This window comes from Luteolibacter rhizosphaerae, from assembly GCF_025950095.1.
Lineage (GTDB): Bacteria > Verrucomicrobiota > Verrucomicrobiia > Verrucomicrobiales > Akkermansiaceae > Haloferula > Haloferula rhizosphaerae.
On the sequence record NZ_JAPDDR010000009.1, the window covers coordinates 50,718 to 63,409 of the forward strand.

General features: G+C 63.1%; 9 protein-coding genes. 5 read left to right on the forward strand and 4 right to left on the reverse strand.

The genetic code is table 11. The features are described 5' to 3' along the window. Positions 1 to 20: 20 nt before the first annotated feature. Positions 21 to 641, forward strand: a complete 621-nt coding sequence (locus OJ996_RS17340; RefSeq protein WP_264514900.1) for a hypothetical protein — start codon at positions 21 to 23, stop codon at positions 639 to 641. 62 nt (positions 642 to 703) lie between these two features. On the opposite strand, the gene OJ996_RS17345 is transcribed toward OJ996_RS17340, so the two are convergent. From OJ996_RS17345 to OJ996_RS17355, 3 genes are read right to left on the reverse strand one after another with little or no spacing between them, the layout of a single operon-like run. After that, positions 704 to 4,087, reverse strand: a complete 3,384-nt coding sequence (locus OJ996_RS17345) for an SbcC/MukB-like Walker B domain-containing protein (RefSeq protein ID WP_264514901.1) — start codon at positions 4,085 to 4,087, stop codon at positions 704 to 706. Beyond that, complete coding sequence (locus OJ996_RS17350; protein ID WP_264514902.1) at positions 4,084 to 4,755, reverse strand: DUF4194 domain-containing protein; 672 nt, start codon at positions 4,753 to 4,755, stop codon at positions 4,084 to 4,086. Before OJ996_RS17350 ends, OJ996_RS17345 begins: the two co-directional genes overlap by 4 nt. Next, positions 4,752 to 6,203 carry a Wadjet anti-phage system protein JetA family protein gene (locus tag OJ996_RS17355; RefSeq protein ID WP_264514903.1) on the reverse strand — a complete coding sequence of 484 codons (1,452 nt, stop codon included), beginning with the start codon at positions 6,201 to 6,203 and terminating at the stop codon, positions 4,752 to 4,754. Before OJ996_RS17355 ends, OJ996_RS17350 begins: the two co-directional genes overlap by 4 nt. A 289-nt stretch (positions 6,204 to 6,492) precedes the next feature. Here OJ996_RS17355 and OJ996_RS17360 point away from each other — a divergent pair, with 289 nt between their 5' ends. After that, positions 6,493 to 7,836 (forward strand): hypothetical protein, encoded by a 1,344-nt coding sequence (locus OJ996_RS17360; RefSeq protein WP_264514904.1) that lies wholly within the window; start codon positions 6,493 to 6,495, stop codon positions 7,834 to 7,836. Positions 7,837 to 8,297: 461 nt separating this feature from the next. On the opposite strand, the gene OJ996_RS17365 is transcribed toward OJ996_RS17360, so the two are convergent. Continuing rightward, the gene (locus OJ996_RS17365; RefSeq protein WP_264514905.1) at positions 8,298 to 8,639 is read right to left on the reverse strand and encodes a YegP family protein; all 342 of its coding nucleotides are present in this window, start codon (positions 8,637 to 8,639) and stop codon (positions 8,298 to 8,300) included. Between the two features lie 146 nt (positions 8,640 to 8,785). On the opposite strand from OJ996_RS17365, the gene OJ996_RS17370 reads away from it, so the two are divergent. The 3 genes from OJ996_RS17370 to OJ996_RS17380 are packed head-to-tail and all read left to right on the forward strand — an operon-like array spanning position 8,786 to position 12,692. Beyond that, the gene (locus tag OJ996_RS17370; protein WP_264514906.1) at positions 8,786 to 9,802 is read left to right on the forward strand and encodes an AAA family ATPase; all 1,017 of its coding nucleotides are present in this window, start codon (positions 8,786 to 8,788) and stop codon (positions 9,800 to 9,802) included. Between the two features lie 18 nt (positions 9,803 to 9,820). Next, a complete protein-coding gene (locus OJ996_RS17375) occupies positions 9,821 to 11,623 on the forward strand; it encodes a hypothetical protein (RefSeq protein WP_264514907.1) in 1,803 nt (600 codons plus the stop codon). Between the two features lie 49 nt (positions 11,624 to 11,672). Then, entirely contained in the window at positions 11,673 to 12,692 is a 1,020-nt protein-coding gene (locus OJ996_RS17380; RefSeq protein ID WP_264514908.1) for an ABC transporter ATP-binding protein, read from the forward strand.

Below are 12,692 nucleotides of genomic sequence, written 5' to 3' on the forward strand. Positions count from 1 at the left end.
TAGCGGATCAGGGACTCGCCTTGCCAAGCGATGACGCCGCGGAGGGTCGCAAGGAGGGTTTCGTTGGCAGCGGGGTCGTCGAGTTTGAAGGGAAGGATGCTTGCCCCGGAGAGGGCACGGGTGGAGAGGCCGGTGAAGCATTCGGACCAAGAAGCGGCCCAGGGTTCCGGGGCCTGCGATGCGGCATTGAGGAAGAAAACGGAGACCGACTCGCGGATGGAGGCGGGCGATGGCTCGTTGATGCGCGAAAAGAGCCATGCTTCCCCACCCTCGCGGGCGAGGCGAAGGACTTGGGGCTGGCCGCTGCGAGGGTGGCGGTCGATGCGGAAAAGACCGTTCGAGAATTGCTCGGCGAGGAGGAGTTCTTGCTCGGCGGTTTCGCGCTCATCGCCGTCGTGGAGATTGGCGGCGCGGAGGAAGGCTTCGTAGTCGAGGGTGTAGTCTCTCGCAGCGTTCCGGATGCCGGCGGCGGAACGACGATAGATTACGGCGAGGTGATGGAGGATGGCGGACAGAGTAGGAGCGGAGAGCGGAGAGCGGAGAGCGGAGAGCGGAGAGCGGAGAGCGGGGAGAAGAAGAGAAGAGGAGGCTTACGGGCTAGGCTTTCTCCTATTGCGAGCTTTCTTCGAGGCTTGGGGTGAGGCAGCTGTTAGGGTGGCTTCTGCGGGCCGGAGGCTCCGCGCTCCCAGCCCGCGCTCCCGGGTTAGGATTGGGCTTCGCGCTCTTCGATCCAGCGGCGGCCTTCGGGGCTGTCGCGGAAAAGGACGACGGGGACGTTGCGAACGCCGATGCGATTGCCCCTGCGCTCTTCCTTGCGGGAGATGATGATGAGCTGGTCGCACTGGTTGAAGGCGTAAGGGATGTTACCGCTGGACATGGAGAACATGCCCTGGAGATCCAGTTCGCTCATGGCCTGGATGCAGTTCTGGATACGCTCGCCGGAGAGTTTGGAGAAGGCTTCGTCGATGGGGACGAGGCCGAGGGAGGGTTCCTTGCGGCGACGCTCGTGGCGGTTGTAGGCATGGAGGTAGCTGGCGAGGATGGCGACGAAGTAGGGGCTCTGGTTCTCGCCGCCGCTCATCTTGCCGCTCTGCTTGTCCACGCTGACGGGCTTGGCATCCGGATCGCGGATATCGGTGACGTAGAGGTCGTAGTCGAAGTACTGGCGGTAGTCTAACAGGCGAGCGGCTTCCGGGCTGCCAGCGTTCTTCACGAGAATGCCAAGGAAGGCCTCGAGAGCGTCCTTAAGCTCGCCGCTCATGCTGGCGAAGAAGAGCTCGTCCTCGTGGTGGAGGGCATTGAGATCGATAAGCTCGCGGTAGATCTTGAAGTCCGGGTTGGGCTTGCGCTCGATCTTATAGCGGTCGTGGCCGATGGGGCTCTTGAGCTGCTGGTTGAGCAGCGAGATGATGTTCTCCACGTTCTTCAGAGCCTGCTGCATGCGGCTGAGTACCTGGGTGCGGAAGAGCGATTCCCAGCGCTTGCGCTCGGTGGCGGACTTCTTCTCGTAGTCGGGGATGTTCGCCTCCTCGATCACCGCGAGACGGCGCTCGTAGGGTTCGGCATCGGAGCCGTCCTCCGGCAGGTCGTCGAACTTCGGATGGAAGGTCTTCTTAAAATCGAGCATGGCCACCTTCAGGTCACCCTTGGTCGTCGTGGCCTTGATCTCGGCGGCAGCGGCGGCCTTGGTGAACTCGCGAGCCAGCACATCCAAAGCCGGGGTGTAGCTGGAGGCTTCCTCCTTCCAAGAGAGGTAGCGGTCATGGTGGCGGTAGATGTCGATCCGCAGCTTGGTACGGGAGAAGTCCTCCTCGCGACGATTGGCGGTTTCGCGATAGCCCTTGAGATCGTTTTCCAGACGCTGGATCTCCGAGATCCGTCCCTTGCGCAGTATGGCCACTTTCTCCTGCTCCCAGCCAGCGGCCCTCTGCTTGAGTTCCTCGATCTCATCGCCGAGACGATCGAACTCATCGGTCGCAATGGCCTGCAGCTGCTCCATGAGCTGTTCGTGCTCCGACTGCTTCTTCGGCAAGGCTTCGACCTCCCAAAGCTGCTTGGCGAGATCCTGATGATCCGGAAGCTCCTTCTGACGCGCGGCGACGAGGCGTTCGATCTCCTGCTCCAAGGGCTCCAAGCGACGCAGGGCCGCCTCGATCTCGCCCAAGCGCGCGCGCTTGAGTTCGAGCTGACGCTTCAAGCCTTCCTCACCGATGAAGGGAGTTCCATTGTAGGGAGCGTGACGGAGCACCGTCCCGCCGCGCTTGAGCAAGCCATCCGGGAGGATGGCGGAAGCGTGGGAGGAAAGTTCGAGGGGCGAGGAGATGCGGATCACCTCACCGAAGAGATGATCGATGCAGGCACGCGCGGCGGGCTCCGAGGTGCGTAGCACTTCCGCCAGCGAGCCCTTCTTCCGCACGGGCTTCGAGGCGAGCATGGCTCCGGCATCGATCAAGCGCTGGGTGCCTGCCCTCACCAGATCGGCAGCGGGGAGCAAATGAAGAAGCTCCAAGGCCTGTTCGTAATGCGCCGGGGACACCAACACGGAGAACTTCTCTTCAAAGGCGACTTCGGCGGCATTGCGCCAATTTTCATCATCCACCTCGCAAAGCTCGCGCAAGGCGCGCGGCGGGGCTTCCCCGGGAAGGATGGGCAGGCTTTCCTTCAGAGCGGCGAGAAGCGGCTGGGGGCCGGGCGAGACACCGCGCTTGAGCAAATCGATCTGGGCATCCAGTTCCGACTTCTCCGCGCGCAGGCGGCGGAGTTCCTCCGCATCCTTCGAGAAGCGCTGGCGGACACCGCGGCAGAGATCGTCCGCGGCATCGGCGAGGATCGAGAGCGAGTTTGCAGATTCATTGCGCTCGCAGCTTCCCAGCAGCTCCAGAGCATCCTCCATGCGGGTGGTATCGACAAAGGGCTGGAGCGGTAGTTTGCCGATATCCTCCATCCACGAACGGGCAGTCTTCAGGCGCTTGCCGATGCCGGTATCGATCTTCGCCGCCGAGTTGCGGAGGCGTTCGATCTCGTTCTCCAGCTTGCCGATGTCATCCACCAGCTTCTTGTAGAGCCGACCGTCCGAGGACTCGTTGAGAAGCGAGAGGAGGCTTTCGCGACGGCGGCCTGTTTCTTCCGTCATCTCCGCCAATTCGACCAAGCGCTGTTCGTCGCCCCGGTTCTCCTCCTTGAGGCGCTCCAGTTTCTCCTCGTTCTCCGCCAACTCCTGAGCGGCATGCTTCCAGCCGAATTCCGAGGCCAGAAAGGAAGCGACCAACTGATCGCGCTCGGACTCAAGCAGGATGGCGGCGAGATCACGGATGCGAAGCAGGCGGTCCAACTGGGCGCGGAGTTCGCGCAACTCCCGCTCGTAGGCCTGGAAGTCGCGGAAGCTGGAGATCACGTCATCCACCGGCACGGCCTCCGCGGGGAGCACGAACTGGCGGCAGAAGTCATCGAAGCTCTTCAAGTTCGTAAAGGACATCGCGCTCGGCAGCAGGCGATGCAGGACATCCTTATTGAAATTGAGGTGCGAGGGATTCGCCATGTCGCGCAAGTACTCGCGCGGCGAGACGAAGAAGCGCCCGCCCTTCGAATCGATCATGCGCTTGAAGTGCGCGAGAGGGCTGGGGCGCTGCTTGCCGTCCTCCGAATCACTGAGGAAGTCCGAGCGCTCCAGCGAGGCCGGGCAGTAGAAGGCAGTGGTCACGCCATCGCTCTCCTCGGTGCCGCGATACTCGAAACGCAGCCCCCATGTCTCGACCCGCGAGCCATCCGGCCAGGTGAACTCGGCGGCGACGTAGGTGGTCACGCCCTTGTCATGGAAGTACTGGGGCTGACCGTTCTCCTCGCGCTTCGTATCGAGTAGGCAATAGCCCTTGATGGTGCGGTCGCTCTTCGAGCCGGTGGCGCTGCGGTTGAAGTGATGGCGAGCGCGCTCCGGGCCGACCAGCACGAGCATGAGGAGGTCCATGAGGATGGACTTCCCCGAACCCGTGACCCCGGCGAGGACGAGATTCCCCTTAACCTCAAGGGAATCGCGATAGCCATACCAATTCAGGGCATGGAGCTTTGAGAGACGGATGGCGCGGCTCATGATTCTTCTTCGACAGCTTGAAGCTCTTCTTCCACCGCATCGGCGGGCTTTTCGACCCGCCCGAAAGCGGCGGCGGTTTCCGCCCAAGCGGCGAGATCTCGGAAGGGAATGACGCGGCGGATGGCGGGGAGGATCTCGATACCGGATTCCTCGAAGGGCTCCGCGGCCTCAAGACGGACCAGATTGAACTTCACGGCCTGGCGTAGGATCTCACGGAGACGGGCGCGCGGGATGACGGCCGTGGCATCCGGAAGGAGCTGGTCCTGCAGGAGATCATTCAACTCCGCGACCGAGAGGAAAGCCTGGTCCTGCCCCTCGTCCCGCCAGCGGACATCCGCCGCATACCAGAGGGCGAGCCAGACCAAGGTGGCATCCTGCCGCAGACGAAGACGCAGCGAAGCGATGCGGGGCGTGGCCTGCACGAGGCGCTCTTCATGGAGAAGAGCCACATCCAAACCGGAGAGGGCGGCGATTTCCTGCAGCCATTCAAGATACTGCCGACACCAGTGATAGAGGGCAGTCTGCGAGGGCTCGAGGCCATTGATGGAGCCTGAGGCGAGCAGCTCTTGCAGGGCCTCCGACAAGCGCTCGCGCTCCTGTTCCGGGAGGCTGAGGAGGCCCTTCGGCGCGTCTTCCACGAAGGCGGAATCTGGAGAGGGATCGGTCACTTCTTGATAATGGCGAAACGTTCGATGCGGCAGTCCTGCAAGGTGTCCACGGGAGGTGGTTCGTTTTCCTCCGAGACGCGTCGTACTTCGAGCCGGTAGCGGGCTTCGGCGGACTCCGAGTGAAGCAGGAGCGAGATGAGATCGGTGAGGCCGCGATCCCCCTCGACCGCGAGTTCATGGCTTTCGATGCGGTCCCCTTTCCCGCCCGGCAGGGATTTCACGAAGGCATTCGCGCGCTGGACCGAGAGGGTCTCACGAAGGGCTCGCTCCATATCGCGGAGCCCGGCCTGGCGGTCGCTATCGACCACGCTGTCCTCGAAAGCCTCTTGCTCCACCGGGGTGCGGCGGAGGGGTGGCGTGTGGAGAGAATCAAGCCCCGCCGGAAGCTTCACGGCCGGGAGCAAAAGATCCGGGAGATCCGGGAGCGCGCCGGAGAGCTGGGATAGGCGCTTGCCCGCGGCGAGGCGGTTCACCTGCTCAAAGAAGCCCTTCAGCTCGGTTCGGCGCTCCCCGGTGACGTCCTGCAAGTAGCGGAAGCGGGCGAGCGAGCGGCGGGTGAAATCGGCGGTGCGGCGGTCGATCTCATCGGCCATCGGCAAGACGCGCTCAAGAAGCTCCGAGAGTTCATCGAGTGCCTGATGGACTTTCGCGCGGGCAACATCCGCGCCCATCTCCGGATGGCGGCGGAGCACTTCCGTCTGCATCTCCGCGAGCGCGCCGCCATCCGCCGCAAGACGATCTGCGATACGGCGGACGGCTTCCGGCAGACGCAGGGGCAGACGCGAACGGACCAAGGCCGCGTAGCAGGAGTGGGACATCTGCTCGGAATAGTCGTCGAAGACCACGGAGAGATTCCCCTGAAGCGTCTCCTCCTCCAACTGGCGGCGGGTGAAGCGCTGGACGGACTTCTGCATCGAGCGCAGCTCGTTCAGGCCCTCGCGGACGCTCGACAGGCAGTTCTCGACCGTCTGCCAAGGGCGCTCCGCGAGCTCGATTTCATCGGCGAGCATGGCGCAAACGCCGACGAGCTTGTCGGTGAAGACGGCGGCATCCGGCCAAGCAATCTTCCGCAGGGCGGTGATGAGGGTGGCACCGTGGGCGTCAAAGTGGATCTTGCGGCGCCAGTCGCGGCGCGGCGGCTCCTCCAGCCAGCGGTATTTGAGGAGCTGCTCCAAGAGGAGACGGGCGCGCTCGCGGGTTTCGCGTGGCGTGCTGTCGTCGAATTCGGGATCGGGGTCGAACTCCAGGCCGGGGTGGCGTTCGAGGGTTTCGGCGATCAGGGCGATGGCTTCCTCCCGGGCCACTCCCTCGGCGCGTTCCGAGGTCTCGCGCTCCAGAGTATCAAGAACATCGACATAAAACGGGGCGTTCTTTCCGGCGAGCACACGGAAGAAACCGGCACCGCGGGTTTCGCGGAACAGGGCCGTGGAGAGGAGCTCGCCGAACACGGGGAGATTGCGGATTGCGGATCGGGGATTGTCGATGGCGGATTCGGGGGGAAGCAGGACAACCGCATTTAGATTCGAGAACCGCGAATGGACGCCAATTGACGCGAATGGGATCCAATGGTTCTGCCGCCCGGTCAGCGGTCGCTGAAGAGGGCGGAGGGGTAAAAGATAAGCGCCAAGGCATCAGGGGCGCGAAGGGGGCCGAAATCTCGGGAGGATTGCGGGCGGGAAATTCACCGATTTTTCGCATCGCGAAGCGGGGCGGCGGCGTTAGTATGGACAGCGCATCATGCAAACATCCTCCGAAAAGCTCCGTGCGGCTTGGAACCGTCAGGCTGCGGTCGTGGCGAGAAAGATCAACCTGGGATGGTGGATCGAGACAGCCTCGGTACCACTGGTGACGGTTGGGCTGGTGGGGGCCTGCGTGCTGCTGCTGGTACGGCGGGAGCTGCCGGAATCGCAGCCATGGGTGCTATGGGCCGCGGCGGGCGGCGTGGTGGCGGTGCTGGGCGGGATCGCCTGGCTGGTGGCGCGGAGACGATTTGAGAAACCGGAGCAATCGATGGTGCGGATCGAGGCGTCGATGAGGCTGCGCAACGCGCTTTCGGCCGCGAATGCCGGGGTGGCCCCGTGGCCTGAGATGCCGCCGAAGGTGGATGCCGGTGTGGACTGGGAGTGGAAGCGGGTGCTGGTGCCGCCGGTAGCCGCCCTTGCCTTCCTGGCGGCGGGCCTGCTGATCCCGGTATCGGCACGGACGGCCGGCGACGGGGAACATCTCGACCAGCCGCAAGCTTGGAAGAATTTGGAAAGCGACCTCGAGCGTCTCGATCAGGAAGAAGTGATCGATGAGGCCTACATTGAGGAGATGAAGAAGAAGCTTGAGGAGCTGAAGGCGCAGGAAGAAGAGGAATGGTTCAGCCACTCCTCGCTGGAAGCGACGGACACGCTCAAGAAGGAGCACTCCGCCGCGGTGGAGAAGCTGGACCGGGAGATGGGTCGTGCGGACAAGGCGCTGGAAAGCCTGGAGAAGAATGCGGGCGGCATGCCTGCGGCGGAGAAGGAGAAGCTGCTGAACCAATTCGACCAAGCCCTGCAAGGGCTTCAGAACGGCGCGCTGAAGCCGAACCAGAAGCTGCTGGAGCAACTGAAAGGTCTGGATCCCAACGATCTCGGCAAGCTGAGCCCTGAGCAAATGCAGCAGCTCAAGGAAGGCATGAAGAAGGCCTGCCAAGCCTGCAAGGACTGCCAAGGCGGCGGCAAGGGTGACGAATGGTCGGACGAGCTGCTGGACGGCCAAGGCAATGGCGAAGGCGAGGGCGAGGGCGATCAGGAGAAGGAAGGCGCAGGCAAGGGCGGCGTACAGCGCGGTCCCGGCCATGCCCCCGGCGTACTGGGCAAGGAGGGTGACAAGGTGGACATCGGCGCGCTGGAAGGCGTGGAGTCCAAAGATCTTTCAAGGGCAATGCCGGGTGACCTGCTTCAGCTTCAGGACGGCGAGCACGACGTGGACAAGTCTGCGGTAGGGCCGCAGGCAGGCGGTGCCGCGGGCGCGACCGGCGCAGGTGGCGACCGGGTGTGGAAGGACGCGCTGGATCCGGAGGAGCAGAAGGCTCTGAAAAAGTTCTTCGAGTGAGGATGATGGACGAGGCGTCACCGGGCTTGGAAACTCAATGAGGTGACTTGGGGATGGCTTCGGACAGTAGCGACGGATTGTACGGATTCCGACGGATTTACGGATTTCTTTCAGGCATGGAGTGAATCCATTGCCGGTTGATTCGCATCACCAAGGTCACATGATACCCGATCTCGAAAGCCGGGACGGAATAACGCAGCCGCCTCCTGGTGCTCCTTCAGAGCACGGTGGCTTGGCGGGCTTACCCGGGGTTGCGCTGCGCTTACCCCGGGCTATCTCCTTGCCGCCCCTTTGGGGCTTTGGAGCAACGAACACTCCTAAGGGATCTTGATGTGTCCGAAGCCTTCTCCTTTCCGCCCTTCGGGCTTTGGAGAAACGAACTCGCCGCGGGGATCTTGAGGAGTCCCCATCTTGGGGCGTCCTAAGCTTTTTTGTTACAGCCCCGTGGGCGGCCCGGGCGGTCACGCGGCGGTGGAGTCCTTGATCGTGGTGCTCGGGCTGTTGGTTTGGACCGAGGCGATGCCATTGTCGCGGGCGGACTCGGAGGAATACATCTCGCTAGTGCCGACGATCTGACCGTTCGAGGACTTCAGGACAAAGTAGGGCTGGGAGGCGGAGGAGCTTTTCTTTTCGAAGTTCTTGGCCTCCGGGCCGTGCCTACGAACGGAGTCGATCCCGCCCTCGGTGGAGGCTTTGGAATCATAACTCTGGCTGGTGAGAATGACCTCGTGGTTACCGGCCTTGAGGACAAAGCTGAATTTGCCGGAGGCCCCCTTCTTCAGTTCGTAGTATCCATTTGCCATGTTCCGCTTCTATACCGGTTCCGGGAGGGAGGGCAAGGACGCGAAGATCTAGCGACATTCCAAGAATGCGGCGGATTTTTCATGGCAACTTCATGCGGATTTCCGCTACATCCCCAAGGGTTGCAATCGTTAGAACCCCAGATCACATGGAATACGCCTCCGAAACCGAAGTCGCCGCCGCCGGGAAGCATGTTCGCTCGCTGTCCGCCGCGCTCAACCAGGTCCTCTTCGGGCAAGAGGAACTGATTGAGCTTGTGCTGACCGGAGTCCTTGCACGCGGCCATATCCTGCTGGAAGGCCTGCCGGGGCTCGGCAAGACCGAACTGGTGAAGGGTCTGTCCAAGAGCCTGCGTCTGGGCACGAAGCGGGTGCAGTTCACACCGGACCTGCTGCCGGGTGACATCACGGGCAACCCGGTGCTACAGGAGGTGGACGGCCGCCGGGCCTTCGTCTTCCAGCCGGGGCCGTTGTTCACGAACATCGTGCTGGCGGACGAGATCAACCGGGCCTCACCCAAGACGCAGTCCGCGCTGCTGGAAGCAATGCAGGAGCGGCGGGTAACGGTGCTGGGCGAGACGCATGAGCTCCCCCGCCCTTTTTTCGTGCTGGCGACGCAGAACCCGATCGAGCTGGAGGGCACCTATCCCCTCCCCGAGGCGCAGCTCGACCGCTTCCTCTTCAAGCTGGAAGTGACGCGCAACAATGTCTCCACGCTGGAGCGGATCGTGACTCAGCGTGAGCTGGGCACCGAACCGGTGGTGGAAGCGATCATGGATCAATCGACGCTCGAGGATGTGCTGAACCTGGTGCGCCGGATCTATCTGCCGGACGTGGTGGCGAACTACATCGCCCGCCTGGTGGATGGCACCCATCCGGGTCAGAGCAACGCGGCCCGGGGCATCCGCTACGGCGCGAGCCCGCGTGCGGCGCTCTCGCTGGCCTCCGCGGCGAAGGCCCGGGCGCTGATGAACGAGCGGCCCCATGCCTCCTTTGAAGACGTGCGCTTCGTGGCGCCGTCGGTGCTGCGCCACCGGATCGTGCTGGAATACAATGCGCGGGTGGAGGGGCTGACAAACAACGACATCGTGCGCAGCCTGATCGAGGAGATTCCCTTCCAAGGCAACGCCACGCCCAAGACCCTGAAGCCTGCTACCACGGCCTGAGACCCTTCGCCCTCACCCATGCCATCGCGCGCCCTTCTCGCCGCCCTGCTCTTTGCCGCGCCTCTTGCGGCTCAGGAGACCCTCTTCCAGCAGCAGCCCGATCCGAAATCGAACACGCGGGTGGAGGCGGTTGCGCTCTTCAGCCGACCCTCGCCCGGCGGCTTCCTGCCGGTGCGGGTAACGGTGACGAACGCCGGCGAGCAGGATGGCGATATCACGCTGCGCTGCGTGGCCAACGACGGCAACTATGGCGGCGAAGGGAGCGAGATGAACTCCTCCTACAAGCTGGATGCGCCGGCCGGAAAATCCACCAAACATGACATCCTGATCCCCTGCAACACGCTGCTCAACTACGGCTACGCGTCCCTAGGGACCACGAATGTGACCGTGACGATGAGCGGGTCGTTCGGGGCGAACTCCGGATCGGTCTCGGGCAGCTATCTGCACGACCAGCCCGCGGTGCTGCTGAGCGAGCCGCTCTATACGCCGAACGCGTCCACGCTGGACTCGCAGTTGAGCAGTTCGGGACGTTCGTCCGGTTACGGCGCGATCAACTTCGCCGGAAAGTTCGACCCGCGGGAGATGCCGGAGGACTGGCGAGCCTACAGCGGCTACGACGGGATCGGGATGACCGACGGCGATTGGGGACTGCTCTCGCCCGGAGCGCGGAATGCGATCCTGCGCTGGAACCGGCTGGGAGGACAGATCGTGATCTATGCCCAATCGGCGAATTCCGATCTGGCGACGCTCGGCATCAGCAATCTGGCGTCCGGGCAGAAGAGCGCGCAGCGGAGCTTCGGCAGCGTGAGCATCGTGCCGGCGGGGGGAAGCCTGAGTTTCTCCACGGATCAGGCGGACGAGATGATCGCCCGCTTCAAGTCGAAGGACAATCTGCCACCGCTGAACTCCGCGATCCGGGGAGACTTCAGCTCGAGCTGGCCGCTGCAGATCGACTTCGGCAACGAGGGGTACAATTACATGCTCTTCATCCTGATCCTGATCGGCTTCGGCGTGCTGGTGGGACCGGTGAACCTCTTTGTCTTCGCGAAGTCGGGCCAGCGTCATCGCTTGTTCATCACCACGCCCATCATCGCGCTGGGGACGAGCTTGCTGCTAGTGGTGCTGATCATCGTGATCGACGGCTTCGGCGGTCGTGGGGCGCGGGTGGCGCTGATGGAGGTCCGGCCGGACGACGGGGAGAACTCGGCGTATATCTTCCAAGAGCAGGTGAGCCGGACCGGGGTGCTGCTCGGGGGCGGGTTCGGAGTGGGCGAGCCGGCGGCGATCACACCGGTGCCGCTCGCGTCCTCCCAATGGAGCCGCCTGACCGACCGGAACAACGGCGGCGGGATGCGCTATGAGGCGAACCTGCGGGACAACAAGCTGGAGGTGGATGGCGATTGGTTTCAGAGCCGCTCGGAGCAGGGGCAGCTGGTGCGGGCGATCGTGCCGACGCGCGGACGGATCGAGCTGCGAAGCACGTCCGGCCCGCCCTCGCTGATCTCCACCTTCGATTTCCCGATCGAGAAAATCTACTACCGCGACAGCTCGGATGTTTACTGGTGCGCCGAGAACATCGAGCGCGGCAAAGCTTTCGAGCCGCGCCAAGTGCAACCCACCGAGGTGCTGAGCTTCGTGAACGAGGCGAAGTCGAAGCTCTCGACGAGGAGTAAAGAGGCACTGTCGAAGCTTTCACCGCTTGAACGAGGCGACCGGCATTTCATCGCTGTTAGTGCCGCAGCGCCGGGTATCGATACGTTCAAGGGGATCGAGTGGAAGGAGACGAAGACCTTCATCACCGGCCCCGTCGCTCTTCCCTGAAGTCTCCCCGACTTGGCACTTGTTACTTCTTACTTGGAACTTTTCCCCGATGTCTGCCGCACCCGCAATCAAAGTCCATAACCTCTACCGTTACTTCGGCCAGCTCAAGGCGGTGAACGGGATCAGCTTCGAGATCCCGCACGGATCGGTGTGCGGGTTCGTGGGAGCGAACGGGGCGGGTAAGACGACGACGATGCGGATTCTCGCCTCGCTCGACTACCCGACGATGGGAGTGGCCGAGATCTGCGGGATCAACGTGGTGCACCACCCGGAGGAAGTGCGACGATTGATCGGTTGGATGCCGGACCACTTCGGCAACTACGAGCACATGACGGTGATGGAGTACCTGGACTTCTACGCCCGGGCATTCGGCTACTCCGGTAAGGAGCGGAAGACGCGGGTGCAGGAAGTGATGGAATTCACCGACCTGATCCCGCTGGCGGAGCGTTTCTCTAACAAGCTTTCGAAGGGGATGACCCAGCGGTTGTGTCTGGGACGCGCGCTGCTGCATGATCCACAGGTGCTGATCATGGATGAACCCGCCGCGGGTCTGGACCCGAAGGCACGGGTGGAGCTGAAGCACTTGATCCGGGTGCTGGCGCAGGAGGGGAAGACGATCTTCATCTCCTCCCATATCCTCTCGGAACTGGGTGAGATGTGCGACTCGCTGCTATTCGTTAACGGCGGCCGGATCGTACACCATGGCGATGCCGAAACACTCAAACAGGGCACTGATGCCCATGGCGGCCTCCTTTACGATGTGCAGGTGATTGGAGATCCCCAGTCAGTGGCCGACTGGTGCGTGGTGAACCCGAACGTGGAATTCCTGGAATCCCGCAAGGCCGGCGGGCGGATCCGGATCGAGGCGGACGAGCCGGGCCGGGCGGCGGATGTGCTGGCGCGAATGGTGAAGGACGGGCTCAAGATCGTGGAATTCCACAAGGAGCAGCGGAATCTGGAAGACGCCTTCATCGACATGCTGGGGCGGATCGACCGCGGCGAGGGAGCGCTCCCAGAGATCGGCAAGCCGAAAGCGCCGAGCTTCACCCCCACGGATCTTCCGAACTGA

Excerpts from the sequence above, each read along its gene's own strand:
- OJ996_RS17345 (WP_264514901.1), bottom strand. The coding sequence starts at position 4,087 with ATGAGCCGCGCCATCCGTCTCTCAAAGCTCCATGCCCTGAATTGGTAT.
- OJ996_RS17360 (WP_264514904.1), top strand. The coding sequence starts at position 6,493 with ATGCAAACATCCTCCGAAAAGCTCCGTGCGGCTTGGAACCGTCAGGCT.
- OJ996_RS17365 (WP_264514905.1), bottom strand. The coding sequence starts at position 8,639 with ATGGCAAATGGATACTACGAACTGAAGAAGGGGGCCTCCGGCAAATTC.
- OJ996_RS17370 (WP_264514906.1), top strand. The coding sequence starts at position 8,786 with ATGGAATACGCCTCCGAAACCGAAGTCGCCGCCGCCGGGAAGCATGTT.
- OJ996_RS17375 (WP_264514907.1), top strand. The coding sequence starts at position 9,821 with ATGCCATCGCGCGCCCTTCTCGCCGCCCTGCTCTTTGCCGCGCCTCTT.
- OJ996_RS17380 (WP_264514908.1), top strand. The coding sequence starts at position 11,673 with ATGTCTGCCGCACCCGCAATCAAAGTCCATAACCTCTACCGTTACTTC.